Source organism: Acinetobacter calcoaceticus ANC 3811 (genome assembly GCF_000399665.1).
Classification (GTDB): domain Bacteria; phylum Pseudomonadota; class Gammaproteobacteria; order Pseudomonadales; family Moraxellaceae; genus Acinetobacter; species Acinetobacter calcoaceticus_B.
In genome coordinates this window covers 3,498,146-3,523,954 of the sequence record NZ_KB976986.1, presented here as the reverse complement: position 1 = coordinate 3,523,954, position 25,809 = coordinate 3,498,146, and the positions used below count along the sequence as shown (strand labels likewise).

Sequence of the window (25,809 nt, the reverse complement as noted above, 5' to 3'; positions counted from 1 at the left end):
GCTTACATCATCAGTTCTGTATCTTCTTTTCTATAACTTCAACCAGTCAAAGTCATGGTGGGTCTGACAAGACTTGAACTTGTGACCCCACGCTTATCAAGCGTGTGCTCTAACCAACTGAGCTACAGACCCTCAGATACATCTATGAAGAACAACTTGTTGTGGATTCTTACTAATCGTCAATCTTTCGTTAAGGAGGTGATCCAGCCGCAGGTTCCCCTACGGCTACCTTGTTACGACTTCACCCCAGTCATCGGCCACACCGTGGTAAGCGTCCTCCTTGCGGTTAGACTACCTACTTCTGGTGCAACAAACTCCCATGGTGTGACGGGCGGTGTGTACAAGGCCCGGGAACGTATTCACCGCGGCATTCTGATCCGCGATTACTAGCGATTCCGACTTCATGGAGTCGAGTTGCAGACTCCAATCCGGACTACGATCGGCTTTTTGAGATTAGCATCCTATCGCTAGGTAGCAACCCTTTGTACCGACCATTGTAGCACGTGTGTAGCCCTGGCCGTAAGGGCCATGATGACTTGACGTCGTCCCCGCCTTCCTCCAGTTTGTCACTGGCAGTATCCTTAAAGTTCCCGACATTACTCGCTGGCAAATAAGGAAAAGGGTTGCGCTCGTTGCGGGACTTAACCCAACATCTCACGACACGAGCTGACGACAGCCATGCAGCACCTGTATGTAAGTTCCCGAAGGCACCAATCCATCTCTGGAAAGTTCTTACTATGTCAAGGCCAGGTAAGGTTCTTCGCGTTGCATCGAATTAAACCACATGCTCCACCGCTTGTGCGGGCCCCCGTCAATTCATTTGAGTTTTAGTCTTGCGACCGTACTCCCCAGGCGGTCTACTTATCGCGTTAGCTGCGCCACTAAAGCCTCAAAGGCCCCAACGGCTAGTAGACATCGTTTACGGCATGGACTACCAGGGTATCTAATCCTGTTTGCTCCCCATGCTTTCGCACCTCAGCGTCAGTGTTAGGCCAGATGGCTGCCTTCGCCATCGGTATTCCTCCAGATCTCTACGCATTTCACCGCTACACCTGGAATTCTACCATCCTCTCCCACACTCTAGCTAACCAGTATCGAATGCAATTCCCAAGTTAAGCTCGGGGATTTCACATTTGACTTAATTAGCCGCCTACGCGCGCTTTACGCCCAGTAAATCCGATTAACGCTTGCACCCTCTGTATTACCGCGGCTGCTGGCACAGAGTTAGCCGGTGCTTATTCTGCGAGTAACGTCCACTATCTGAAGGTATTAACTTCAGTAGCCTCCTCCTCGCTTAAAGTGCTTTACAACCATAAGGCCTTCTTCACACACGCGGCATGGCTGGATCAGGCTTGCGCCCATTGTCCAATATTCCCCACTGCTGCCTCCCGTAGGAGTCTGGGCCGTGTCTCAGTCCCAGTGTGGCGGATCATCCTCTCAGACCCGCTACAGATCGTCGCCTTGGTAGGCCTTTACCCCACCAACTAGCTAATCCGACTTAGGCTCATCTATTAGCGCAAGGTCCGAAGATCCCCTGCTTTCTCCCGTAGGACGTATGCGGTATTAGCATTCCTTTCGAAATGTTGTCCCCCACTAATAGGCAGATTCCTAAGCATTACTCACCCGTCCGCCGCTAAGTGATAGTGCAAGCACCATCACTCCGCTCGACTTGCATGTGTTAAGCCTGCCGCCAGCGTTCAATCTGAGCCATGATCAAACTCTTCAGTTAAAAATCATTTTGCACCTTATTAAAGACAAGGTGCCAATTCTGGCTCATCAATTTTCTGACTTAAATTTCGCTCAAATAAACTTCGAGTAATTTAAACCAATCAATCAATGATAATATTTCGATCAATCAATCAGTAAAAATCCACACAAGTTGTTCTTCATAATCTCTTAATGATCTTCTTCCTGGTTCGTCACCAGCAAGCTAGGTCGGCTATATTACTCTTAATCTCTTAAAAGTCAACAGGTAATTTCGATATTTTTAAAACTTATTCTCAAAACCAACTTCTTATCAAATTCACTACCTAAAGTAATCAACTCAATTCCAAGTAACTGTTTTTCAACAAGTTCTTATCTGCATCACCGCCGATGGATGTGCATTATAGACCATTAAATCTCGTTGGCAACCCCTTTTTTAATATTACTGCAACAACAGTTCGATTTTTAATCAAAAATGATAAAAATAGTCATTTCTTATATAAACATGGTTGTAAAAGCATCAATTTATCTAAAATTTTCTCGTCTTGATTCTTTTCTTGCCACCTAAGTGGGCGACAATCAATATATTCACAATATCCGCCTTCACCTTGTAGACATTGTTCATTCCAACTTAGTTGGTACTGAAAGCTTCCAACATATCCAGCAGCCAATCCAAATTTGTAGTCACCACGACTTTGTGCATAAAGTTCAAAAATAATTTTTCCATTTTTCTTACACTGCCAAGAAAATTCTCTGGGCAAATACATCTCTTTACCATTCGGTGTTCTAACTTTTGGATAAACGCGATGGATATTTAAATTTACATCTTCAGTAAAGCTTTCAACAGGCTTACCAAATTCTTGAATATCTAATCTTGAACATAAGATGATATTCCACTGATTTCTGATTTGTGAAAATGTAAGCTGAGTCGTTTCATTTAAATTAATGATTTGGCATGTATAAAAACATAAAGATAAAAACGGTAAATGCAGAGCTCTTGCGTGTTTAAATCGCCCCAACCCTTCGACTTGATACTTTTGTCCTTTATAAAAAACTTCACCTTCACATAAGCATAGTGTTGACCAATAGTCTGAAACACCCCACTGCAATGCAGACGTATTAGAAATATTGTCTGGAATTTGAATAGTAAGATTGCAACCCATTTCTAGGTCTAAGCGCTGAAGATGGATCTTTGGAATTTCCCACTCAATCAAATCTATTTTATCAAATTGATATTGTTCTGAGTCAAACTGGCATTGCCGCCGAATAGAATAAGTTTTTAAATGTCCCACACTATGTTGGCTATTACTGACAAGCACAGTTGCCGTATCGATTGCCGAAGTTGTAATTGTGTGAGCGTTATAGCAAAGAGGAATGCGTGGCTGTCCAACTAGACTAATGTAATTAAAATAGCGCAGTGGAGCAGGAAGATTTGGAAGGATTAAGCCTTGATAAACGATTTTAAAAAAACCACGAGAAGGTTGATATACAACCCTCTCTTTAGCATTAAGGCCCAGCTGCTGTAATTGATTAATTTGACTTATCAACTTAGGCATACTGAACCTCTTCTATTTTATGTTTTTATTGTTTCATTACTTTTGCGTGCAAATAATGTCGTAACAAAACCAGAGAGAGCATAGATAATTGAAACAGTCAAAATGCCCATTGGAATATTATAAGTGATTGCTGCAAAAATCAGTACTACTGGCAACATAACTACAAAGGGAACGCGTTTACGATCCATTTGTTTGAAAGAGTAATATTTAATATTGGAAATCATGAGCAATCCCACAACAACCATAATCACAGCATTGATGCTTTTAATCGCAATATCGCGTAAATCAAAAATGAAAGGATAATCGCGAGCAACCCAGACAAGGGAAATAATGATAATGGCAGCGAGTGGGCTCGCAATTCCGATAAAATAGCGCTTATCAACAACACCAATTTGCACATTAAAACGCGCTAAGCGGAAAGCTGCACATGCTGTATATACAAAACAACATGCTAAGCCAATACGACCTAAATCATGCAAACTCCAGCTATACATTAGCATTGCCGGAGCTACACCAAAAGCTAACAAGTCGGAGAGAGAATCATATTGCTCGCCAAAAGCACTTTGTGCACCAATCGCGCGAGCAACTCGACCATCTAGACCATCAAGTAGCGCTGCAATAAAAATAGCATAGATAGCTTGGGTAAAATCCCCGTTCATGCTTGCAATGATGGAATAGAAACCAGACAACAAAGCGGCTGTCGTAATTAAGTTAGGCCAAAGATAGATTCCTCGGCGCTTCACTTTTTGTCCTTCCGGATTATCCTCTTCTTCAACCACTTCGAATGTAATCCCATCAAATGAATGTTCATTATGAGTTAAATCTTGCTCTGGTTTAGGCGCATTTGTCATTATTTTCTATTCCAAACATGTGCATTGATTTAAGTTAACTGTTACTCACCTACTAACCAGCGAACAGCAGCGTGACCACCAGTTTCTTGCATGCGTAGATGCGGGAATAACCACTGTAGTGCTTGGTCTGCTTGTTCTGAGAACTGCCAAGGTGGGTTAATCACTAATAGACCACAACCATTCAAACCTATAGGTGTATCGTCTGGCCATACACAAATTTCACAGATTAATTGACGACGAATTCCCGTTTTAAACATTTTCTTTTCAAAACGCTCAATCATCGGTCGGTCTTTAATTGGATACCAAACTGCAAAGACACCTGTTGGCCATTTTTTATAAGCTTGTTGTAAAAGTTCAACTAATTGCGGAAAGTCTTTACGTTCTAATTCGTAAGGCGGGTCAATCATGACCAAACCACGTTTTTCTTTCGGTGGAATAACGCCGAGCAAGCCTTCGTATGCATCACGCTCATGTAAACCTGCACGTTTATCATAAATGTTATGTCGCAATTGCTCAAAAACATCGCGTTGCATTTCAAAAACGGTTGCTTTATCAATTTCACGCATGCCTTGCAAAGCAAACCATGGTGATCCTGGATAACTTCCTTTACCTTCTTGAGAGCGTAGTTCTTCTACTAACTTCAAATATTGCTGGATTGCTTCAGGTGCCTGACGCTTTTCCATGTCAGATATCTGAACTAGACGGTGAATGCCTGTAAGAAACTCTCCAGACTTTTGTGAAGGTGCCAGAGATAAATTATATTTTCCTGCACCTCCATGCGTATCGATATAACGATAAGGTTTATCTTTAGCATTTAAGCGGTTGAGAAGCTGTAGCAAAAGCACATGCTTCATAACATCTGCAAAGTTGCCCGCATGGAAATGGTGACGGTAATTCATGTTGACTTTAATTCCTCAATTCAACAAATAGTTTAACATGAAAAAAATATTCTTTCGTAAGGTTGTGATCATCTAAAATAGAGCAGCTTGATATTTTTACGATCTACTCGAGGTTATATGCTCTCTCACCTGCTTCCGGACTCATGGGATCTGGATCAAATTCTAGATGATTTAAATACGCATGGCTTTGCGATTATTAATCGCACCTATTCGGATCAATATCGCGCTCAAGTCGCCAAAGAATGTAGCCATCATATTGATGAATTTAGAGAAGCTGGTATTCAAAACGGCGTGGTGAGTAATATTCGTAGCGATCATATTCTCTGGATTAATGATCAACTTCCTATTGCTCAACAGCATATTGAAACCTTAAGTTCTTTCTCACAAAATCTAAATCAAGCATTCTATTTAGGAATTAAAGAGGTTGAAGCTCATTTCGCCCGTTATGGTTTGGGTGAGTTTTATGCTTTACACCGAGATAACCCTCAGCAAAAAAATGATCGTATTATCTCAACCGTTTATTATTTACATCCAGAATGGCAAGAAGATTGGGGTGGTCAATTACGACTACAAGATAAAAATGAGAAGTGGCATGTCGTTAATCCCGAGCCAAATCGACTTGTAATATTTCAAAGCAATTTATTACATGAAGTATTACCCTCTAAACAACAAAGACTCTCCATTACAGCTTGGCTTCGTAGTGGAAATTCCATTTGGGTTTAATAGTTACTCTTTAAATTTGGTAAATGAACCCGATATAAAAGCTATTGATTAAAGAAGGTAATGGCGTATGTCTATTGAAAGTAAAACAATTGTGAACCGAATTGGTGAAACAGACCAACTTTATTTGACTGAAAATACGCCTGAGCTTGCTTTGGAGCGTGCTGAATTACGCATGCAACTTGTCGTATTAAGCCGTGTTCGCCAAGAGCAACTTCACTTTTTACAAGAAGCGATTGTTTTGCTTGAACAAGCTCGTATGGAATATGAAGAAATGCCATTGAGCTTATATCTTAATTTATCTTTACATTTGGCTAAGGCATATATGCTTTATTTTGAATTAAATAAAGAAAAACGTTTTGCTCTCATTACTCAACAAATTTTGAAGCCATTAGCCCACAATGAACATGCAGATATATATTTCTTCTTGGCTTATGCGTCAGCCGCTCGACAAGAGTCAGCATTAACACGGCATTGGTTAACTAAATATTTATCAACAAACACGTGTGACCTTGAATTGCTTCATGGCCAACCTGCATTTGACCTTATACGTCATGAGCCTTGGTATAAAGATCATTTAAAACTAAAGACGCATTAAACACTTAATGTATTAGGCCTGTTTTATTTATTGAATTTAAAACAGGCCTTCGTTTTATTTATTCAGACTGTCTTCATGTAGTTGTTCGTTAAGCTCATCAATCACCACAATCCATTCATCATCTTTTTCCCAATGGCTTTTTAAAAAATCACTTTGACCTTTTGACCAAAAAGAAGCTTCATGTAATTTCTGTTCAGCAGGCAATTGATGTGTTTTGATAAAGCTTTCAATGCTGGCTTCATCTGAATCTAAACCCAGCTGATCAAATAAAAGCTCTAAAGTAGGTTGCTGCTCAAACATTGTTCTTCTCCTATAAATTGTTTTAAATCATCTATTAACTAATCTAACAATAAAACCTTTTTATATGCATGATAATGTTTATATTTTCTTGTTGTTTTTTGTGTTTTGTTTCAAATGATTGAATATAAAAAAGCACTCTAAAAAGAGTGCTTTTTTTAACTTATCAAAAAGATAAATTATTTCAACATGTCAGCAATTGCTGCACGTTCTTCTTCAAGCTCATTTAACGTAAAGTTAATACGTTCACGGCTGAATTCATCAATTTCTAAACCTTGAACGATTTTGTATTCACCATTCTCAGTTGTTACAGGGAAACCAAACATAACGCCTTCTGGAATACCATAAGAACCATCAGATGGAATACCCATAGTTACCCATTTGCCGTTTGTACCAAGTGCCCAGTCGCGCATATGGTCAATTGCAGCGTTAGCAGCAGAAGCAGCAGAAGACAAACCACGTGCTTCGATAATCGCAGCACCACGTTTACCAACAGTTGGAAGGAACACATCTTTGTTCCATGCAGCATCGTTGATTTTGTCTTTTAAGCTTTCGCCATTTACAGTTGCAAAACGGTAATCAGCATACATTGTTGGAGAGTGGTTACCCCAAACTGTTAAGTGTTCGATATCAGCAACGGCAACACCAGCTTTTTGAGCAACTTGAGTCAACGCACGGTTGTGATCAAGACGCAACATTGCAGTAAAGTTTTTCGCTGGAAGGTCTGGAGCAGAGTTCATAGCGATGTAAGCGTTAGTGTTTGCAGGGTTACCCACAACTAATACTTTAACGTCACGACTAGCAACTTCGTTTAATGCTTGACCTTGACCGATGAAAATTTCACCGTTAACTTTTAACAAGTCAGCACGTTCCATACCAGGACCACGTGGACGAGAACCTACCAATAAAGCGTAGTCAGCATCTTTAAATGCAACTTTCGGATCATCAGTCCCGATCATGCCAGCCAATAAAGGGAAAGCACAGTCATCAAGTTCCATCATTACGCCTTTAAGCGCTTGTTGAGCTTTTTCAACTGGAACTTCAAGCAATTGTAAAATAACAGGTTGATCTTTACCTAACATTTCACCGCTTGCGATACGGAATAATAAGCTGTAACCAATTTGACCTGCAGCGCCAGTCACGGCAACACGAACGGGTTGCTTCATGTAATTGTCTCCAATGAGTGTCCTTAATCTAGCTAAATAGGAATTCCATCTAACTAAATCATCATAAACGGCAAAGATTGTACTCTAAAGATGTGGCAGATGCATGTAAAAGCGACTCATTTTCACCAAAAGTCTGATAGAAAATACAAATTAATATTTACAAAAAGATTCAATGCATGGTCAGCATTTTTTTACGAAATGATCGTCATCTTTAGTAACTACCTTTAATTGTAATTTCACCTGGGCAATTCGATACCACATGATTTGCACATTGTTTATATTGACCTTTTACCGTGTAACACACCTTCACTTCCGTTAAAACAACATCTGAACGCGATAACTGACAAGTCAAACGAATACCATTTTGAGGCAGGCTCGGATTAAGACGAGTAAATTGCTGTTTTAAGGCGGACTGTTGAATTTCAACATTTGTCGAACTTGTAAGGCTAGCTGGAATTTTTAAACGCTCAGCAAAGTTAATGACTGTCCGGAAATATTGACTTGCATTCATAGGAACGCACCCCCCTACACTTTTCCAAAGCTGTACGCGTGCATTGTTGTCAGGCATGACCCGAGCTACGACTTTGGCTTGCAATGGAGAAAGAGCGGCCGAACTTTCTGTTGAACAATCAGTTTGATTTGTTTCTGGCATAAGGCCCGTAATTGTCAGTGAATATCCTTCAAGACATTTACGTTGTTTTTGTTTAGAGGGATCTAACGCACATGCGGCAGGTGTCATTTGTACGTGCATAACATACCCCTGTAAATTAACAGGCTCGGCATGCAAAACGGAACTCATCAATCCTACTCCTGCACAGATAAGCCACCATGCAAGTTGCAAAATTGAACGAAGTTCCAAATATCTATATTTCATTTAATTAAAACTTGAATATGCCAATTAAAAGAAGATCCATCATCAAGCACCTAAACTTAAGGCGATGTACGCATTGGAATGACTTTCATACGTTGTGATAATGATTGAGCCCCTTGCCCCAATATCACACCATAATGTGTAGCATTCGTCATAACATGCTTGACATAGTCTCTGGTTTCTAACAATGGAATTGTCTCTGTATATTGGTCAGCCGAAATTGATTGAAAGTCCGGTTGCCAACGTCTTGCCCGATTAGGCCCAGCATTATAACCTGCCGTTGCCAAAACTGGATTATTGCTTAATTGTCCCTGAATCATCGACAGATAAAATGTACCATAACGGATGTTGGTATTCATTTCATTTAATGCCGCTGGATTATAGGTTTCGCCCATTTGACGTGCAATCAACTTCGCCGTATCGGGCATAATTTGCATAAGACCACCCGCTCCAACATGTGAACGTGCAGAGGTAACAAATCGGCTTTCTTGTCGCATTAAACCATAAGCCCACGCTGGATCAATTCCTGCATTGTAACTATGACTTACGACATTAGTCTTATGGGGTGTCACATAGCGATACGTATCATTATGTTTATTGGTTGTACGATCTGCTGCGTAAATCGCACGGTCATACCAACCCATGTCATGAGCACGTTTTGCAGCAGCTAACAACACACCATCATCGTGTTGAAGATAAGCTTGTCGAACTGCCCAGTTCCATTCTCGGTTGGTATAAGTCGGATTTGCATTAATACGTCTTAAAGTAAAAGCGCGATTAAAGTGAACATTCTGGTCTAAACGTCTTAAATCACTTGCAGTTGGCTGATCATCATAAGGTTGGTGATTATAACGTTCGCCCAAACGATCTTTAGCTAAAAGGTTGTGATAGTCATCGCCACTTTCAGCTAACTTCTTATAAATACGTTGCGCAGTATTTTTTGAATTACTGTCATTGCGCTGCTCTGTTGCACGAGCAAGCCAATATTGCCAGCGATCTTCTTGTTTTTGTGTCACGCTCATAGCATCAATGGCACGAATTAAACTTTCCCACGCACCAAATCGAATTGCCTGACGCGCATAAATTTCAGCTTCTTCAGGGCTTAGAGGATAACCATAACTTGCATCAAAATATTGAAGAACTTCACGATTGAAGTTATTTTTCATGACCGTAGTACCACCAATATAAGCCACAGTACGATATAAATACTTTTGTATATTCTCTGGTGTACCTTGAGCGACACGTTGGACGTTCGAAAAAGCGTTACTTAAGTCATTATTAGCCAAACGACCTAATGCAAAAATCAAATAAGCATAGTCTGTATCATTGGTTTTAGGCGCAGTCCACAAATAATTAAGAGGATTCGCCTGAATTTGATTAAGCTGAGCTAAAGATAAATTCATACCTAAAGTCTGTGCACTAGCAAGTGCCTGCCCTGTTAAACCAGAACGTAACTGGACCCAAAGGCGCTGTTGTTTATCTTGCTGACTCATTAATGGACTAGATAACATCAAGCGTCCTAAACCCACACAAGATTCAGGTTGTGATTCGGTGGCTAACCATACATCTTTATATTCAGCAAAAACTAATGAATCACCAGTTTTCGCTCTCACCTGTGCCAATGCGCAATTTTCGGCCTGATCTGGGTTAGTTACATAAGATAGTAAAGGTTGTGCAGATACGAAGTCAGCTTGTTTAACTTTTTCTTCAACATAGTCGGCAGCTAATTTCTCAGCCATTGCTGATTGAGGATAGCGCTGAGCAAAACTTACAATCGAAGCTGAAGGTTGAAAGCCAAGATTGGTATTAAGTTTCCAATATTCTGGATAGTACCCCAATACATCATTTTGCATAGCAAGCTGATATTGGTCTAATAACGCTGTATTGCCACTATTTGCAGCATTTAATGCGTCATTGAACTGCTCTTCGGCAGCATAGGTAAATGAACAACCAAGTAAACACATAGCTCCTAACCAGCTACGATGCATATATTTATTTTCCATTACACGACTATGGATTGATGAGCTCTTTCTACTTGGTCTCATAAATGTGTTAAACCCTGACTATTCACCTTCAAAGCATAGTTTAATTAGTCTTCGTGCTTTCTTTTGTTGTGTTATGTAACTCTATGATTCAACATCATTAAAATTCACATAATTTACTTCAAAAAAACCGTGTCATGTTCTAAAGGTTTACTGTTATCGGTTCGGTCCAAATGCTGCTATAATGAATGGTTTGACCCATTTTGGGCAAATTTATTCTTTTTTAGATCGATCTGTTAGGAGCCTGCATGACGGTTCAAACCTTCATTCCCAATGGTGCCAAAGCTGCCTCAGAAAACACTGTTACCCAGCCAACGCACACCACTGATGTTTTAATAAAAAAACTTTATATTGAAACTCAAGGGTGTCAGATGAATGAGTATGACAGTCACCGTATGGCAGACCTTTTAGGGGACTCTCACGGTTACATTTTAACGAGCAACCCTAATGAAGCAGACATTCTGCTCATGAATACGTGTTCTATTCGCGAAAAAGCGCAGGAAAAAGTATTTAGTGAATTAGGGCGCTGGCGCAAACTAAAAGACAAAAATCCAGATCTTGTGATTGGTGTCGGTGGGTGTGTTGCCTCTCAAGAAGGTGACAATATTCAAAAACGTGCGCCTTATGTAGACATGATTTTTGGCCCTCAAACATTACACCGTTTACCACAAATGCTTGATCAACATAATGCTCAAGTAGAAAAACCGAAAAAAGACAAAATCAAACTCGTTGATATTTCTTTTCCAGATATTGAAAAGTTCGACTTTTTACCAGAACCACGTGTAGAAGGCTTTAAAGCATTTGTTTCTATTATGGAAGGCTGTTCTAAATACTGTTCTTTCTGTGTAGTTCCATATACACGCGGTGAAGAGGTTTCGCGACCTTTAGACGATGTACTTGCAGAAATTGCAGGTCTTGCTGAAAAAGGTGTTCGTGAAATTTCACTTCTTGGTCAAAATGTAAATGGTTACCGAGGTGAAACCTTCGAAGGTGGCATCTGCACCTTCCCTGAATTGTTACGACTCGTTGCAGAAATTCCGGGTATTGGACGCTTACGCTATACAACATCGCACCCACTAGAATTCTCTGATGAGCTTATTCAGTGTTATGAAGATCTACCTCAAATGGTGTCACATTTACACTTGCCTGTACAAAGTGGATCTAATGATGTTTTACAGGCAATGAAGCGAAATCATACGATTGATGTTTATATCGATAAAATTGCGAAGCTACGTAAAATTCGTCCAGATATGCATTTATCAAGTGATTTTATTATTGGCTTCCCTGGTGAAACCGATGAAAACTTTGCAGAAACATTGCAATTTATCAAAGATTTAGACTTCGACCATTCGTATAGTTTTGTTTATTCAAAACGCCCAGGTACACCTGCATCTGACTTGCCAGACACCACACCTGAGCAAGTTAAAAAAGAACGTTTAGCTCAAGTTCAAAAAGTAATTAAGCAGTCTAGTATTGAAAAAACAGATGCCATGTTAGGTAAAATTGAACGCGTACTTATTGAAAAAGTATCTGATCAAGATCCTAATGTTTTAATTGGTACTGCTGACAATACACGTCTAGTCACTTTCGTTGGTGATGCGACTTGGGTTGGTCGTTTTGCAGAGATCGAGATTACTGAAATTAAAACTTTAAATTTTGTTTACGGTGAGCTCTTGAATCTTGAACCTGACGTGGCGTAATGTAGAGGTATTCTAAAGTCTACTGAAAGGTTTTCTCTTGACTGCAGCAATTCGACGTACCGTAACATTTCCTGAAATTTCAATGGAACGTTTAAAGAGCATTCTAGGTGCCTATAATGGGCACTTGAAGCAAATTGAACAGCGTTTAGATGTCAAAATTACTCATCGTGGAGATGTTTTTCACATAGATGGTGAAATAGATGCTGTTGGGAGAGCCGAAGCATTATTGCAACGACTCTACGAAGAGTCTGAGGTATCCCAGCAAATCAGTGCTGATCTATTACACCTCCTCATTCAATCGTCACAAACTGAACGCAATTTCGAGTTAGTTGGTGACGAAATGGATGAACACGATGCGCCACTCGATGTCTATTTCCAGACCCGAAAAGGCCGTATTAATCCACGTGGTGCCAATCAAAAACGTTATGTACAACGTATTTTACAAAGCGATATTTCTTTTGGTGTAGGCCCTGCTGGTACGGGTAAAACCTATTTAGCAGTTGCTGCCGCAGTAGACATGCTAGAACGTAACGAAATCCAACGGATTTTACTTGTACGTCCTGCTGTAGAAGCTGGAGAAAAGCTGGGTTTCTTACCTGGTGATTTAACCCAGAAAATTGACCCATATCTACGCCCTCTTTACGATGCCCTTTACGAAATGCTTGGCTTTGAAAAAGTTGCCAAGTTAATCGAGCGTCAAGTGATTGAAGTTGCGCCTCTTGCATATATGCGTGGTCGCACACTTAACCATTCATTTGTAATTCTGGATGAAGCTCAAAACACAACACCTGAACAAATGAAAATGTTCTTGACCCGTTTAGGTTTTGGCTCTCGTGCAGTGATTACAGGTGACATTACTCAAGTCGATTTACCTAAAGGTCAACAATCTGGTCTGGCACACGCACTTCGTGTACTCGAGAATATTACAGAAATTCATATTACCCGTTTCCATTCTCGCGACGTTGTACGTCATCAACTGGTTCAAAAAATCGTTGAGGCTTATGAAGGTTGGGATGGTGAACAACATCGTCTTAATGCCGAAGCACGTGCTGAACGTAAAGCCCGTCAGGAAGCATTAGTCGCTGAAAACGATACAGCAGCAGACTTGCAACATCAGGATGCTTAAGGATTCATTTTGAAAATCAGTTTAAGTTTACAACAAGACCTTCAATTACCTGAGTTAGAGCTCAAACGAGCTCAACTCAAAAAAATTATTGAGACAACTTTACGCCACGTTGGTTATAAAGAAGACTGCGAAATTGGCGTTGCTTGTGTCGATTTAGCAGAAAGCCAACAACTTAATCTGCAATATCGAGAGAAAGATAAACCAACCAATGTTTTATCATTTCCAAGTGATATTCCCGAAGAAGTTTTACCAATGCTCGATGCCTTTCCTCTGGGTGACTTAGTCATTTGTATTCCAGTGGTATTGCAAGAAGCGGTTGAACAAAAGAAAACTGCTCAAGAACACTTTGCGCATTTATTAGTACATGGTGTTTTACATTTGCTTGGTTATGACCATGAAACCAGTGATGAAGATGCAGAAGAAATGGAAGGGATTGAAGTTGAAATTCTAGCAAAGCTGAATATAGAAAATCCTTACCAAGAACAGATCTAATCATTCTTAATTAGATAAAAATCTAATCTGTCTTCAAATGGGATTTTTTCTAATTAACTAAAATCAATGTGGATAAGCTAAAACTTATCCACATTTTTTATTAATGTACTTCAAATTCTGCTTGAGCTGGATCGAAACGCCACGTACGCACAATACGTAATTCAGAAATATCTTTCATATTGGCATCAAAATGCCCAAATGGTGCACCGCGACGTACTGAAGACTTCGCGGCTTCATCCAATACTGAATGTCCTGAACTTTCAAGCAATCGAATTGCACGAATTCCGCCTTGAGCATTCAAAATCACCATTAAACGGACCTCACCTCTTAGCTGTTGCTGTTTGGCCTCTTCTGGATAATAGCGATTACCATACAACTCCACTTTTTCACGGAACTTATCTAAATAAGCAGCTGAAGCATCTTTCTTCGCTTGAATTCCATCTACTGTTTTGATTTTTTGTTGCCGGCTAAAATCTTGTCTACGTTGTAAATATTGTGCTTCAAGGCTCGCAACCATCGCAGCTTTTGCCTGAAACTGACTTTGTAATTGTTCTAATTCTTTTTTCCTTTGACTCGCATCAGCTTGTTTTTGCCAACTCAAAACAGTCATTAAGACTTTTTCTTCAAATTTAAGCTCTCTTTGCTGCTGAACCTTTTGCAAACTTTCTAACTGTGCATCTCCAGTTGACGCATCATTAGGCATCGGATTTGGTGTATCACTAGAGGCACGGTGAGCTTCACGAAATGCGCCCGAACCTTGCTGGTCCGCTTGTGCCAAAAAGTCTGCCTGCTGAACGGGCTCATTGCTTGATCGAATTGAAATTGCAATTTCTTTAGTAGATTGCTCTGACGGGCTCGGCATGGCAAAGTGAATGAGCAACACAAAAATATGCAGTAAGACTGCCAATATTGTTGCAGCAATAAAGACTCGGTCTTGCCACCAATGGTAAAAAGGCTCTATGGATAGACTTCTTTTGTTCAACATAATCTTAAAAGCATATAAATGCCTTATCCCCACGGTTTAATACCGAATAAAATATAAACTGATATTCAAATCTGGATAAAAGTGTGATTCACTTCAAATATAGAGTTTTATCCATTTTCATTTTGTCAAAATGTATCAATTAAATTTGTTACACTGCAATATCAAAACTCGTTTTTTATCATAATAAAGATTGTGTTGGTTCTTAAGTAAATTATCTTCTGGAAGTTCTTTTATGCAAACGCTATTTTCATCATTAGTCAGACGCCTTAAAAAAGTCTACCAAAAAGCAGAAGCATTCATTGAAGAAGAAAGAGATTTTACGTTATCACAAACCTTTCTGAATGCGACTTTACAACGTTATGTCACCAATAATGTTGAGTTTTTAGATGACCTCCATGCTGATCTTTATCATGACTGGTTAAGGTTATATGCAACCATGCATGTAAAAGGTCTAGAGACCACATTATCTGTTGATTTAAAACTGATTCAGATGGAATTTAATCAAGAGCAACAGCTTTTAGTTTTTGAACAAATTAGTAATACACAAATTATTGAAGCGAAATATAAAAACTTTTGGCAGAAGATTGCCGTAAAAGCCGCTGTTTTTTACTACCATAAAATTTTGAAAAAAGATCCTTTAGGAATGATTCTAGAACGTTTTAATGTAGCAGAGGAACGTGATGAACTCATATTTCTTGATCTCAATCGTTGGTTTGGTAAAAAGGCCAGCATCATTGAGACATTAAGTAAAGTGCATGTAAATTACGCACGAGTTCGTGAGGCTGAGTTAGTCGTATTTGGAAATGTGAATTTAGCAGCGCTACTTTACCGTGATCAGGACGATGATTTTGAAGATGAATTAGAAGATTCTGAAATCACACCAATCCAGCAAAAAGATATATAGCTGTTATGAATAAAAATGAATTAAATGCCAAAAAACACAAATAGATTACACATTTAGCATAAATCCTGATTTTTTCTCCATGATCAGCAGGCATAATATGTTTAAGTTATAGATGCATCAGCACTGACTTTTCAGTCTGTACAAGGATATTTACTTATGGCAACAAAATTTCTGAAATCGTTTGGCATCGCAACAGGTATTTCAACAACTTTGCTTTTTGCAGGTTTCTCAAGCCATGCACTTGCCATGAGCCCATTTCAGGCAAATTATCAGTTCACTTATAATAATAAAGGTATGGGTTCAGCTACACGTGCCTTAAGCCAGCAAGGAAATAATTGGACTTATAATTTCACTGCAAAAGCAGGTGGAATTGCTTCTGCAAGTGAAACAAGTAAATTTAGTTTTGCTAATGGTAAAATTGGATCTCAAAGTTTTAGCCGTACCAGCAAAATTTTGATTCATAACAACACTATGAATATTAACTTTAATCCAAACAGCAAAACTATTTCTACCAAGAAAGATGATAAAGCGCGTTCATTTGCTTGGCAGCCTGGCGTACTTGATGAGTTAAATGCAGAATTACAAGTTCGTGAAGATTTAAAAAATGGTTCACTTAAAACTTCATACCCTCTTGCCGATGCAAAAGAAGTTGAAAATCGTCGTTTTGTAAAACAAGGCACTGAGAAAATTAAAACCTCTTATGGCACCTTTGATACCGTAAAAGTTGTTTTAGAACATGGCAGACCAGACCGTAATACTATTTTCTGGTTAGCACCTAAACTGGACTATTTACCGGTTAAAGTGAGCCATGTTGATGGTAAAACTTCTTATGGCCTGTTATTAACAAGTTATACAGGTAAAACGAATTAAAGCTTGCATTTTTTCGGATGCTTTTTAAAATACGCCTTTGCTTTAAAAGCATCCGTCTAGAGGATTCTCCCGTGCAAGCACTAGAACAGAAAATCTTAACAGAAGGTATCGTTCTATCTGATCAAGTCTTGAAAGTCGACGCTTTCTTAAACCACCAAATTGATCCTGTATTAATGCAGCAGATTGGTAAAGAATTTGCCGCTCGCTTTAAAGATGCAGGGATTACCAAGATTATTACCATTGAAGCATCAGGTATTGCACCTGCAATCATGGCAGGTTTGGAACTTGGTGTACCTGTAATTTTCGCTCGTAAATATCAGTCATTGACGTTAAAAGATGACTTATATCGCTCTAAAGTATTTAGTTTTACTAAACAAACTGAAAGCACGATTGCGATTTCAAACAAACACCTTCATTCAACTGATAAAGCATTAGTTATTGATGACTTCTTGGCAAATGGTCAAGCAGCATTAGGACTAATTGATTTAATTCACCAAGCAAATGCAGAAGTTGTCGGTGTTGGTATTGTGATTGAAAAATCATTCCAATCGGGCCGTGATTTATTGCTTGAAAAAGGCTACCGAGTTGAGTCATTAGCACGTGTTCTTTCTCTTACAGATGGTAAAGTTACCTTTGTAAAAGAATAAATTGTGCAAATAAAAAAGAGCGGATATCCGCTCTTTTTCTTGACTGTTTAAAGAGAATCTACAAGCTTTTTAACAACTTCACCCAAACGTTTACCTTGAGCTTCACACAAAATCTTTTCATCCTGACTTAGGCTCTGGTCATGGCGGGGTCCGCTTACATGACTTGCCCCATACGGTGTTCCACCTGTTTTAGTGTTAGATAAAGCTGGAATTGCATTTGGTAATCCCAAAATCATCATCCCGTGATGAAATAATGGCGGTAACATCGTGAGTAAAGTACTCTCCTGCCCACCATGCATTGATCCAGAAGAAGTAAAAACACAAGCAGGTTTATTATGTAATGCCCCATTAAGCCAAAGACTCGTCGTTTGATCCCAAAAATACTTCATTTCACTTGCCATATTGCCGAAGCGAGTTGGGGAACCTAACGCCAGACCAGCACAATTCGCGAGATCATCTAACGTACAGTAGATATCGCCTTCTGCTGGAATACTTGGTTCAGCTACCGTGATGACCGGAGCAATATTTGGCACTGTCCGAATTTTCACTGACATACCCGCAGACTCAACACCATTGGCAATTAAATGCGCCATTTCTTTAGTAGAACCATATTTACTGTAATAGAGTACAAGAATGTAAGGTTGCATCGGTTTCATAAATTTTGTTAAAAAGAACACTATACGGTATTTTTTATTTTTTTGGCGAAACCAATTTTATGAAATTCTAGAGGTGATTAATTGTTTAGCGTTAAAGGTAACACGAGCAAATTTCTCAAAATCGTTGAGTAAAAGGTTCACCAACTTTTGATGAATCTTATGATCACACAACAGAAAGCCAACTTTTTTGAAAAGATTATGGCTACAATTTTTTCTATAGCGCATAGTAAACTTACAGAACGACTTTAATTCTATAAGTTATTATTTTGCTTTAATCTACGATTTGAGTTCTTCAGCTCATACTTTGATAAGCTATTAATCGCCCAACATGATGATTAAAAAAATCGGGATAGACAACGCATGTTACAACGTTTCTTAAGTAAGCTTCCTTTTTATAATAAAACCTGGTTTCAATTCGTTTTATATGTATTTAAACGTTTTGAAGCTGATCGGTGCCGTGAACAAGCTGGCTCCCTCACCTATACAACACTATTCGCAGTTGTACCGATGTTAACGGTTTTTTTAGTTATTATTTCTTCAATTAAGGCGTTAGAGCCTGCAAGACAACAGCTCCAACATTTAATCTATAGTAACTTTTTACCCAAGAGCACTATTGCGTTTGATAAAGCTCTAAATGCTTTCACAGAGAAATCGAGCAATCTGACCGTTATTGGTGTGCTGTTTTTATTCGTCACTACCGTTTTAATGCTGACCTCAATTGAAACAGTCTTTAATCGTATTTGGCGCGTAAAAGAAACTCGTAGTGGCATTATGGGTTTTATGCGTTACTGGACCATCATCTCTTTAGGTCCGATTATCTTAGGAAGTGCATTCGTCATTTCTTCGACTGTCGCTTCTATGAATATTCTCAGCAATAATTTTGCAGGATATCAACTTGATGGATCTTTCATACTCTGGTTAATTTCTTTCTTATTGACCATTGTTGGCTTTTTTATTTTGTATTGGACTATTCCGAATCGAACAGTTCCAGTTTATGCAGCTGGTATAGCGGCCTGCTTAAGTGCTGTACTTTTTGAAATACTCAAAAACTTATTCAGCTTCGTAATGTCAAATTTCACTAGCTATGAACTGATCTACGGTGCATTTGCAGCGGTACCTATTTTCCTATTATGGATATTCCTTTCATGGAATATTATTTTACTGGGCGTAGAAGTCAGTTTTGCTTTAACTGCTTTTCACTCTGGTAAAGAGCAAAAACGACATCCTGTTCTAATGCTATTAGATATTCTTGAGTTGTTTTATAAAAAGCAAAAACTAGGTGAAAGTGTAAGTGATAAAGAAGCCTTAGAAATTTTAGGCCGTGGAGAAATTGGTCGCTGGCCTGCTTATGTGCTTTTACTAGAAGAACAAAATTTGGTTAAACGTACTGATAAAGATGAATATGTTCTAGCGCGTAATTTATCCCAAGTTGATTTCTGGAGTTTTTTCACCGCCCTTCCATACCCACTACCTTTACGTCAAGATGTCCAAAATGTGCATGATGACGATGAGTGGATGGAAAAAATTGGACCAGCACTCATTGAGTCTAATGATTATTTGGCTGCAAAACTTTCTATTCCTCTTTCAACAGTTTTTGAAGAGAAATAGAAAAATAAGACGATTTATTAATATAAATGTCTTCCACTTCTAAACACTAAAAAACCCTATTATTGAAAAATAATAGGGTTAAAAATTGGCAAATTTAAGAATGGATTATGCCTTTACAAAAGTTTTCCATACAAAATCTTGCGTTGCACCTTTTAATGTCATTTTTAACTGATCGCCCGAATATAATGGCCCAACACCAGCAGGTGAACCTGTCATAATCACATCACCCGGCTCTAGTGAAAAGACCTGATTAATATCTGTTAATAGATCACCAATGGTAAACATTAATAGTTCAGTATTTCCATCTTGACGTAACTCATCATTAATATGGAAAGTAAATTTGGTCTCTTGCCAGTTTGTAATTTCTTTTGTATCTACCCAATCAGCCAATACACAAGCACCATCAAAAGCTTTTGCACGTTCCCATGGGTGACCTTTACTTTTCAGATCATTCTGTAAATCACGCATTGTTAAATCAAGACCTAATGTCACAGCACCAATCGCTTTCAATGCTTTTGTAGGATCTGTTTCACCTTTTAAAGGCTGGTCAATGCGTAAAACTAATTCACACTCAAAATGACAACTGCCCCAAGCTGGATTCCAAGAAATACCGTCATTTAAACCAATCAAACTACTAGGTGGTTTAATAAATAATATAGGCTTGTCAGGCATAGCATTATTTAGTTCTTTGACATGATCGGCATAGCTTCTGCCTACGCAAACGATTTTTGAAGGACGTGTATTCATGAGGCTTCCTTTGTTGTTGCGACTAATAATTCCAATAATTTATTTCTTAAATGTATTTTCAAATATCGTTTGATCTGAATCCTGTGCAAATGCGCGCTTTGGCACAATAATTACAGTTTTATTTTTCAACTCAAGCATGTAAGTCAACTTACCTTTAGCAAAGGTTTGCACATCCGCATATTGCACCACTTGCTTACGCTCACTGGAATAAAGCTCAAAATAATCTTGATAGAGGTCGATTCCCTGCTCGCTCTTTCCAAACTGGTAACGAACAAATTGACGTTTAAATAACATCGGTAAAAGCCAGTAACGCATTAACCCTTGCATCACCAGAAAAAACAAACCTAACCCGACATAATATCGGCCTACACCAGAGAAACCTAAATAAAGTCCCCAAATAATAATTGCGATACTAATCGCAGGTGTGAGAAAACGGGTAAATTGTTTTTTCCCAAATGTTACCAATGAAAATCCATCTTGTGATTCTTCTAAATTCAAATAGTAACGTAAAGATAAAGCTGTTTTTTGCTCAGTCATTGCAATGCATCAATACTCAATAAATCGAAACTATTAGAGCATATTCATTTCAGCTTTAAAATGAATCAAAGGCTATTTTTTGTTTTGTTCAAAATGAACAGTTACGGTTCGGTTGCGAAATATTTTTCGTTGCATATATAGAACGTAGATTCATATTTATTGAGCTTATTTCACTTTTTAAAATTTCTACAATAAGAGCATCACCTTCTTAGTGGAATGTCTCATGTCTTTTTTTGCAAAATTATTTGGTTTAAATCAAAAAGCAACAGTCTCAAAAGATGTGGTTACGCAAACCACTCAAGAGACGAATATTTCCAATGAACCAAGCTTTTTAGAATTAATTAAAAAACGCCGTTCTATTTATTCAATAGGAAATAACTTAAAACAGACCTCATCTGAAATTGAAAAATTAATTCAAGAAGCTGTAAAACATAGCCCATCAGCTTTTAACTCTCAATCTTCTCGCGTTGTGATTTTATTTGATCAATCCCACCAAAACTTCTGGAATATTGTTTTAGATGTATTAAAAACGATTATTCCAACAGAAGCCCTAACTGGAACTGAACAGAAAATTCAAAGTTTTGCGGCAGGCGCAGGTACAGTTCTATTTTTTGAAGACCAACATGTGATTAAAGGTCTACAAGAGCAATTTGAAACGTACGCAGATAATTTTCCAATCTGGTCTGAGCATTCAACAGCAATTGCACAATTTGCAGTATGGAACGTACTTGCGGAACAAGGTATTGGTGCTTCGTTGCAACACTATAATCCAATCATTGATGAAAAAATTAATGCTGCGTTTAATGTTCCCGCTCATTGGAAATTAAGAGCTCAATTAGTATTTGGTTCAATCGAAGGCGAAGCAGGAGAAAAAGCTTTTATTGAAGATGAAAGCCGCTTTAAAACATTTGACTAATTTTTCTACTTTTAATTCTTTTCAAAGCTGGTTGCTATGAGCACCGGCTTTTAATAGAAATGATAAAAAACAGACACAAAAAAACCGCTATATATAGCGGTTAATTCTTCAAGTGGTGCGCTCAGAGAGATTCGAACTCCCGACCCCTTAGTTCGTAGCCAAGTGCTCTATCCAGCTGAGCTATGAGCGCGTACTTGATGTTGCGCATTATACGCATTTTTTAAAGCTTAGGAAGCCTTTTTTCATCTTTCTGCCACCAACCGTCTAGTTCTTAGCCAGCACCCTATTTCACATAAATATAGTAGCTAAAATTATTGATGTTTCCCTCACCTAAGGTGTATTTGAAATATTTTTTTTCAAATAAGTTTTATAGGCTTTTTGAAGTATTTGGCCATATACCGTGAAGTTAAAGGCGACCATTTTAGTCAACATTATAGAAATAAAATATTTCTAGTCGCACTTTAACATTATAAGAGTAAGAAAAATTCAACTAATATAATGCGTCAAGCAAGTGAAAATATAAGTAAAAATATAATTAATTAAAAAAACATTATATAAAAACCATTATTATTTTTACGTCTAAATTAAATGAATTATTATTTCTTTAAATACCATTTAATACCAAAAAATGTGACTAGAAATACACATTGACAGCTTCTGATATCTAACCAATACTAAATTCTAATTATTGAGATACACATCTCATTAATTATGTAGCGCAATAAATAATACTTACTTAAAAATACATAATTATATAGGAAATAGACCAAAATGTTTTTAATCAAAAATCTCGTATCTTCGATCTCAAAAGTTACTCAAGACTTAGGTAATGTTGTATCGGTAAATACCACTGTAAACACGGGTTCTTCTGTTGATGCACACGTTTCAACATCAGGCTTACTTTCAAATGTTATTTCAACAGTTACTAATACAGTTACCCACACAACAACAGGCTTGGTTTCTAATGTCGTTGGCACTGTAACAGGTACTGTCGGCTCGACAAATCCCATAGAAACAGTAACCAATGTTGTGAGTGGCGTAACAGGTGGTTTGCTCGGTGGTGTAACCGGTGGTACTGGTGGTAATCCAGTAGGTGTCGTAACTGACATCATTGGCGGTGTAACAGGTGCCATCGGTGGTGTAACTGGTGGTGCTACTGGCGGTAATCCAGTGGGTGTTGTAACTGACATCATTGGCGGTGTAACAGGTGTCATCGGTGGTGTAACCGGTGGTGCTACTGGCGGCAACCCAGTAGGTGTCGTAACTGACATCATTGGCGGTGTAACAGGCGCTATTGGTGGTGTAACCGGTGGTGCTACTGGCGGTAATCCAGTGGGTGTCGTAACTGACATCATTAGCGGTGTAACAGGCGCTATTGGTGGTGTAACCGGTGGTGCTACTGGCGGTAATCCAGTGGGTGTCGTAACTGACATCATTGGCGGTGTAACAGGCGCTATTGGTGGTGTAACCGGTGGTGCTACTGGCGGTAATCCAGTGGGTGTCGTAACTGACATCATTAGCGGTGTAACAGGCGCTATTGGTGGTGTAACCGGTGGTGCTACTGGCGGTAATCCAGTGGGTGTCGTAACTGACATCATTGGCGGTGTAACGGGCGCTATTGGTGGTGTAACCAGTGGCGTTGGTGGCAATCCCCTTGAAGTCGTAACTGACATCATCGGCGGCGTAACTGGTGGTATCGGTGGCGGCACCTCTCCAATTTCTCCAGTGATCAACGTAGTTCAAGGCGGCATCGATATTCTTCAAGGTGTCGAAAGCCTAAAAACTGAAATTATTAATACAGGTATCGACACTGTTGCCGACACAATCATTGGCATCCTTCCACAAACTGAACATCCTGTTTCTGAAATTGCTGACCTCGGCACATTAACCTTCGAAACTTCTCGCGACATGGTAAACGGCGCACTTGAAGTTGTTTCTGATTTAGTAGGTGGAGATATCTCAGGCGCGACTGAATCAGCAACTGGTATTCTAGGTACGCTTATCAATAATGGTACAACTGCTGCTGGTATTATCACTGGTGTGGTTGGAAGTGTTACAGATGTGGTTGGTGGAGTAACGGGTGGTGTTGGCGGCAACCCTCTTGAAGTCGTGACTGACATTATTGGTGGTGTAACTGGCGGCGTTGGTGGTAACCCTCTTGAGGTCGTAACTGACATCATCGGCGGTGTAACAGGCGGTGTTGGTGGTAACCCTCTTGAAGTTGTGACTGACATCATCGGCGGCATAACTGGCGGTATCGGTGGCGGCAACCCTCTTGAAGTCGTAACCGACATCATCGGCGGCGTAACAGGTGGTATTGGTGGTGGAACATCTCCGATCTCTCCAGTGATTGATGTCGTTCAAGGTGGTATCGATATTCTTCAGGGTGTAGAAAGCTTAAAAACTGAAATTATCAACACTGGTATTGATACAGTAGCAGATACAATTATCGGTATTCTTCCACAAGTAGAACATCCTGTTTCTGAAATTGCAGACCTCGGCACATTAACTTTCGAAACTTCTCGCGACACAGTAAATGGTGCACTTGAAGTTGTTTCTGATTTAGTTGGTGGTGATATTCAAGGTGCAACTGAATCAGCAACTGGCATTATCGGTACGCTTATTACTAATGGTTCTACTGCAACTGGTTTGGTAACAGAAATCCTTGGCGGTGTAACAGGCACTATTGGTGGAGTTACTGGTGGTGATAGTCCTCTTGGTGTAGTCACTGATCTTCTAGGTGGTTTAACTGGAAGTGTAGGTGGCGATAGCCCACTCGGTGTAGTGACTGACCTTCTAGGTAGCCTAACTGGGGGTGTAACAGGCGGCACCGAAAACCCTATCGGCATCGTAACGGATATCGTTGGTAGCTTAACTGGCGGCGTGACTGGTCAAGGTGGCTTAGATGTCATTTCTAATTTACTTGGTGGATTAACTGGTGGTAGCTTACTCGGTGGAGTGACTTCAACAGTATCTAGCGTAACGAATACAACGCACACTATCGTACCTCAGTCATTACTTACTGATAACTTCTTAGATAATTCTTTCCATACGGTTTAATATCATTAAAAGGAAGCCACTTATAAAAGTGGCTTCCTTATTTAATATAGTTCCTAATATTAATTAGTACTAATCAATCTCTTGCCATCTATAATATTTTTTATGTGCTAACTCCAACATTGCATAATCATTAGGAGTATCACCATAAGCATAAATTGTAGGATATTGGGTTAAATCATATTTATTTTTTATTCTATTTACTTTTTCTAAATAACCACAATCACCATCAATAAAATGACCTGTTAAAATACCATTATGTATTTCAAGTTGATTGCATATAACATCTAAACCTAAAGAATGACACCAACTTTCTAAATAAACACCTAATGATGCTGATACAACAACAATCTGATCGCCTTGCTCTTTATGCCAGAGAATACGCTCCAAAGCATTTTCACGAACACATGTAGGAAGTACCTTTTTAGCAAACTCTTGTCCCATATCTTTTAGTGAGTTCGCGTCATAGCCTACATATCCTATTTGGCAGAGCTTAGTTCGAATAGTTTTATCCGTTACCCAACCAAGTTTATAGCCAGCGATATAGGGTGCAAGTCGAATACCACCGACGAGTTGGGTTTTTCTGTCTAAAGAAAATTTAAGAAATAAGCTGAATGTGTCGTTGTGAGTGATGGTGCCATCAAAATCAAATAAAGCTAGATTCATTTATGATTATCTCTAATATAATTAAAAAGTTATAAATTTAGATTTTTTTAAAATTACCAAAAAACAAGCACAAAAAAACCGCTATAAAAGCGGTTAATTCTTCAAGTTGGTGCGCTCAGAGAGATTCGAACTCCCGACCCCTTAGTTCGTAGCCAAGTGCTCTATCCAGCTGAGCTATGAGCGCGTAACTTGTG

At 39.0% G+C, this 25,809-nt stretch carries 22 protein-coding genes, 3 tRNA genes, 1 rRNA gene and 1 pseudogene; 11 read left to right on the top strand and 16 right to left on the bottom strand.

Translation table 11 applies throughout. The features are described from left to right. Window positions 1-55 precede the first annotated feature (55 nt). From F935_RS17875 to F935_RS17855, 5 genes and pseudogenes are all read right to left on the bottom strand, one after another. A tRNA-Ile gene (locus F935_RS17875) sits at window positions 56-132 on the bottom strand. A 59-nt stretch (window positions 133-191) separates the two neighbouring features. Then, window positions 192-1,729 (bottom strand): 16S ribosomal RNA (locus F935_RS17870). A gap of 444 nt (window positions 1,730-2,173) precedes the next feature. Beyond that, a pseudogene (locus F935_RS17865) lies at window positions 2,174-3,260 on the bottom strand (DUF6670 family protein). A 17-nt stretch (window positions 3,261-3,277) separates the two neighbouring features. Continuing rightward, a complete protein-coding gene (gene pssA, locus F935_RS17860) occupies window positions 3,278-4,111 on the bottom strand; it encodes a CDP-diacylglycerol--serine O-phosphatidyltransferase (protein ID WP_016140141.1) in 834 nt (277 codons plus the stop codon). A gap of 41 nt (window positions 4,112-4,152) precedes the next feature. Further along, on the bottom strand, window positions 4,153-5,010 hold the full coding sequence (locus tag F935_RS17855) for a 23S rRNA (adenine(2030)-N(6))-methyltransferase RlmJ (protein ID WP_016140140.1): 858 nt from the start codon (window positions 5,008-5,010) through the stop codon (window positions 4,153-4,155). Window positions 5,011-5,127: 117 nt separating this feature from the next. On the opposite strand from F935_RS17855, the gene F935_RS17850 reads away from it, so the two are divergent. Both F935_RS17850 and F935_RS17845 read left to right on the top strand, forming a co-directional pair. Beyond that, window positions 5,128-5,733 (top strand): 2OG-Fe(II) oxygenase, encoded by a 606-nt coding sequence (locus F935_RS17850; RefSeq protein WP_016140139.1) that lies wholly within the window; start codon window positions 5,128-5,130, stop codon window positions 5,731-5,733. A gap of 67 nt (window positions 5,734-5,800) precedes the next feature. Further along, entirely contained in the window at window positions 5,801-6,328 is a 528-nt protein-coding gene (locus F935_RS17845; protein WP_016140138.1) for a hypothetical protein, read from the top strand. A gap of 54 nt (window positions 6,329-6,382) precedes the next feature. On the opposite strand, the gene F935_RS17840 is transcribed toward F935_RS17845, so the two are convergent. From F935_RS17840 to F935_RS17825, 4 genes are all read right to left on the bottom strand, one after another. Continuing rightward, window positions 6,383-6,628 carry a DUF2789 family protein gene (locus F935_RS17840; RefSeq protein WP_016140137.1) on the bottom strand — a complete coding sequence of 82 codons (246 nt, stop codon included), beginning with the start codon at window positions 6,626-6,628 and terminating at the stop codon, window positions 6,383-6,385. A gap of 176 nt (window positions 6,629-6,804) precedes the next feature. After that, window positions 6,805-7,791 (bottom strand): malate dehydrogenase, encoded by a 987-nt coding sequence (locus F935_RS17835; RefSeq protein ID WP_004639466.1) that lies wholly within the window; start codon window positions 7,789-7,791, stop codon window positions 6,805-6,807. Window positions 7,792-8,002: 211 nt separating this feature from the next. After that, a complete protein-coding gene (locus F935_RS17830; protein WP_004789563.1) occupies window positions 8,003-8,665 on the bottom strand; it encodes a ribonuclease T2 family protein in 663 nt (220 codons plus the stop codon). Between the two features lie 56 nt (window positions 8,666-8,721). Next, complete coding sequence (locus tag F935_RS17825; RefSeq protein ID WP_035366422.1) at window positions 8,722-10,665, bottom strand: lytic transglycosylase domain-containing protein; 1,944 nt, start codon at window positions 10,663-10,665, stop codon at window positions 8,722-8,724. Window positions 10,666-10,952: 287 nt separating this feature from the next. Between F935_RS17825 and miaB the strand changes: the two genes are divergently transcribed. From miaB to ybeY, 3 genes are read left to right on the top strand one after another with little or no spacing between them, the layout of a single operon-like run. Continuing rightward, a complete protein-coding gene (gene miaB, locus F935_RS17820; RefSeq protein WP_016140134.1) occupies window positions 10,953-12,404 on the top strand; it encodes a tRNA (N6-isopentenyl adenosine(37)-C2)-methylthiotransferase MiaB in 1,452 nt (483 codons plus the stop codon). A gap of 37 nt (window positions 12,405-12,441) precedes the next feature. Next, window positions 12,442-13,530, top strand: a complete 1,089-nt coding sequence (locus F935_RS17815) for a PhoH family protein (RefSeq protein ID WP_016140133.1) — start codon at window positions 12,442-12,444, stop codon at window positions 13,528-13,530. 9 nt (window positions 13,531-13,539) lie between these two features. Then, a complete protein-coding gene (ybeY, locus tag F935_RS17810) occupies window positions 13,540-14,022 on the top strand; it encodes an rRNA maturation RNase YbeY (protein WP_016140132.1) in 483 nt (160 codons plus the stop codon). 100 nt (window positions 14,023-14,122) lie between these two features. Here ybeY and F935_RS17805 read toward each other — a convergent pair whose 3' ends face one another. Further along, window positions 14,123-15,007, bottom strand: a complete 885-nt coding sequence (locus F935_RS17805; RefSeq protein WP_016140131.1) for an energy transducer TonB — start codon at window positions 15,005-15,007, stop codon at window positions 14,123-14,125. Window positions 15,008-15,239: 232 nt separating this feature from the next. On the opposite strand from F935_RS17805, the gene F935_RS17800 reads away from it, so the two are divergent. The 3 genes from F935_RS17800 (at window position 15,240) to F935_RS17790 (ending at window position 17,428) form a co-directional block, all read left to right on the top strand. Next, window positions 15,240-15,911, top strand: a complete 672-nt coding sequence (locus F935_RS17800) for a hypothetical protein (RefSeq protein WP_016140130.1) — start codon at window positions 15,240-15,242, stop codon at window positions 15,909-15,911. Window positions 15,912-16,067: 156 nt separating this feature from the next. Next, window positions 16,068-16,781: a DUF3108 domain-containing protein gene (locus F935_RS17795; RefSeq protein ID WP_016140129.1), complete on the top strand. Its 714-nt coding sequence runs from the start codon at window positions 16,068-16,070 to the stop codon at window positions 16,779-16,781. A 71-nt stretch (window positions 16,782-16,852) separates the two neighbouring features. After that, complete coding sequence (locus tag F935_RS17790) at window positions 16,853-17,428, top strand: xanthine phosphoribosyltransferase (protein WP_016140128.1); 576 nt, start codon at window positions 16,853-16,855, stop codon at window positions 17,426-17,428. Window positions 17,429-17,475: 47 nt separating this feature from the next. Here the strand turns inward: F935_RS17790 and wrbA are convergent, their stop codons facing one another. Further along, window positions 17,476-18,084, bottom strand: coding sequence for an NAD(P)H:quinone oxidoreductase (gene wrbA, locus F935_RS17785; RefSeq protein WP_016140127.1), 609 nt, complete (start codon window positions 18,082-18,084; stop codon window positions 17,476-17,478). A gap of 360 nt (window positions 18,085-18,444) precedes the next feature. Between wrbA and F935_RS17780 the strand changes: the two genes are divergently transcribed. Further along, window positions 18,445-19,692: a YihY family inner membrane protein gene (locus F935_RS17780; RefSeq protein WP_016140126.1), complete on the top strand. Its 1,248-nt coding sequence runs from the start codon at window positions 18,445-18,447 to the stop codon at window positions 19,690-19,692. 105 nt (window positions 19,693-19,797) lie between these two features. Here F935_RS17780 and F935_RS17775 read toward each other — a convergent pair whose 3' ends face one another. Both F935_RS17775 and F935_RS17770 read right to left on the bottom strand, forming a co-directional pair. Further along, window positions 19,798-20,439 carry a fumarylacetoacetate hydrolase family protein gene (locus F935_RS17775; protein WP_016140125.1) on the bottom strand — a complete coding sequence of 214 codons (642 nt, stop codon included), beginning with the start codon at window positions 20,437-20,439 and terminating at the stop codon, window positions 19,798-19,800. 39 nt (window positions 20,440-20,478) lie between these two features. Continuing rightward, complete coding sequence (locus F935_RS17770) at window positions 20,479-20,976, bottom strand: YcxB family protein (protein ID WP_016140124.1); 498 nt, start codon at window positions 20,974-20,976, stop codon at window positions 20,479-20,481. A gap of 223 nt (window positions 20,977-21,199) precedes the next feature. Here F935_RS17770 and F935_RS17765 point away from each other — a divergent pair, with 223 nt between their 5' ends. Continuing rightward, entirely contained in the window at window positions 21,200-21,892 is a 693-nt protein-coding gene (locus tag F935_RS17765; RefSeq protein ID WP_016140123.1) for a nitroreductase family protein, read from the top strand. Window positions 21,893-22,005: 113 nt separating this feature from the next. Here F935_RS17765 and F935_RS17760 read toward each other — a convergent pair. After that, window positions 22,006-22,082: transfer RNA gene (locus F935_RS17760), tRNA-Arg, on the bottom strand. Between the two features lie 581 nt (window positions 22,083-22,663). Between F935_RS17760 and F935_RS17755 the strand changes: the two genes are divergently transcribed. Next, window positions 22,664-24,952 carry a beta strand repeat-containing protein gene (locus F935_RS17755; protein WP_016140122.1) on the top strand — a complete coding sequence of 763 codons (2,289 nt, stop codon included), beginning with the start codon at window positions 22,664-22,666 and terminating at the stop codon, window positions 24,950-24,952. 69 nt (window positions 24,953-25,021) lie between these two features. Here F935_RS17755 and F935_RS17750 read toward each other — a convergent pair whose 3' ends face one another. Both F935_RS17750 and F935_RS17745 read right to left on the bottom strand, forming a co-directional pair. Further along, window positions 25,022-25,615 (bottom strand): HAD-IB family hydrolase, encoded by a 594-nt coding sequence (locus tag F935_RS17750; RefSeq protein ID WP_016140121.1) that lies wholly within the window; start codon window positions 25,613-25,615, stop codon window positions 25,022-25,024. A 107-nt stretch (window positions 25,616-25,722) separates the two neighbouring features. Continuing rightward, window positions 25,723-25,799 (bottom strand) — tRNA-Arg (locus F935_RS17745). Between the last annotated feature and the right edge of the window lie 10 nt (window positions 25,800-25,809).

What these genes read in the sequence shown, in the direction of transcription:
- pssA (WP_016140141.1), bottom strand. Translation starts at nt 4,111, where the DNA reads ATGACAAATGCGCCTAAACCAGAGCAAGATTTAACTCATAATGAACAT.
- F935_RS17855 (WP_016140140.1), bottom strand. Translation starts at nt 5,010, where the DNA reads ATGAATTACCGTCACCATTTCCATGCGGGCAACTTTGCAGATGTTATG.
- F935_RS17850 (WP_016140139.1), top strand. Translation starts at nt 5,128, where the DNA reads ATGCTCTCTCACCTGCTTCCGGACTCATGGGATCTGGATCAAATTCTA.
- F935_RS17845 (WP_016140138.1), top strand. Translation starts at nt 5,801, where the DNA reads ATGTCTATTGAAAGTAAAACAATTGTGAACCGAATTGGTGAAACAGAC.
- F935_RS17840 (WP_016140137.1), bottom strand. Translation starts at nt 6,628, where the DNA reads ATGTTTGAGCAGCAACCTACTTTAGAGCTTTTATTTGATCAGCTGGGT.
- F935_RS17835 (WP_004639466.1), bottom strand. Translation starts at nt 7,791, where the DNA reads ATGAAGCAACCCGTTCGTGTTGCCGTGACTGGCGCTGCAGGTCAAATT.
- F935_RS17830 (WP_004789563.1), bottom strand. Translation starts at nt 8,665, where the DNA reads ATGAAATATAGATATTTGGAACTTCGTTCAATTTTGCAACTTGCATGG.
- F935_RS17825 (WP_035366422.1), bottom strand. Translation starts at nt 10,665, where the DNA reads ATGGAAAATAAATATATGCATCGTAGCTGGTTAGGAGCTATGTGTTTA.
- miaB (WP_016140134.1), top strand. Translation starts at nt 10,953, where the DNA reads ATGACGGTTCAAACCTTCATTCCCAATGGTGCCAAAGCTGCCTCAGAA.
- F935_RS17805 (WP_016140131.1), bottom strand. Translation starts at nt 15,007, where the DNA reads ATGTTGAACAAAAGAAGTCTATCCATAGAGCCTTTTTACCATTGGTGG.
- F935_RS17800 (WP_016140130.1), top strand. Translation starts at nt 15,240, where the DNA reads ATGCAAACGCTATTTTCATCATTAGTCAGACGCCTTAAAAAAGTCTAC.
- F935_RS17795 (WP_016140129.1), top strand. Translation starts at nt 16,068, where the DNA reads ATGGCAACAAAATTTCTGAAATCGTTTGGCATCGCAACAGGTATTTCA.
- wrbA (WP_016140127.1), bottom strand. Translation starts at nt 18,084, where the DNA reads ATGAAACCGATGCAACCTTACATTCTTGTACTCTATTACAGTAAATAT.
- F935_RS17780 (WP_016140126.1), top strand. Translation starts at nt 18,445, where the DNA reads ATGTTACAACGTTTCTTAAGTAAGCTTCCTTTTTATAATAAAACCTGG.
- F935_RS17775 (WP_016140125.1), bottom strand. Translation starts at nt 20,439, where the DNA reads ATGAATACACGTCCTTCAAAAATCGTTTGCGTAGGCAGAAGCTATGCC.
- F935_RS17770 (WP_016140124.1), bottom strand. Translation starts at nt 20,976, where the DNA reads ATGACTGAGCAAAAAACAGCTTTATCTTTACGTTACTATTTGAATTTA.
- F935_RS17765 (WP_016140123.1), top strand. Translation starts at nt 21,200, where the DNA reads ATGTCTTTTTTTGCAAAATTATTTGGTTTAAATCAAAAAGCAACAGTC.
- F935_RS17755 (WP_016140122.1), top strand. Translation starts at nt 22,664, where the DNA reads ATGTTTTTAATCAAAAATCTCGTATCTTCGATCTCAAAAGTTACTCAA.
- F935_RS17750 (WP_016140121.1), bottom strand. Translation starts at nt 25,615, where the DNA reads ATGAATCTAGCTTTATTTGATTTTGATGGCACCATCACTCACAACGAC.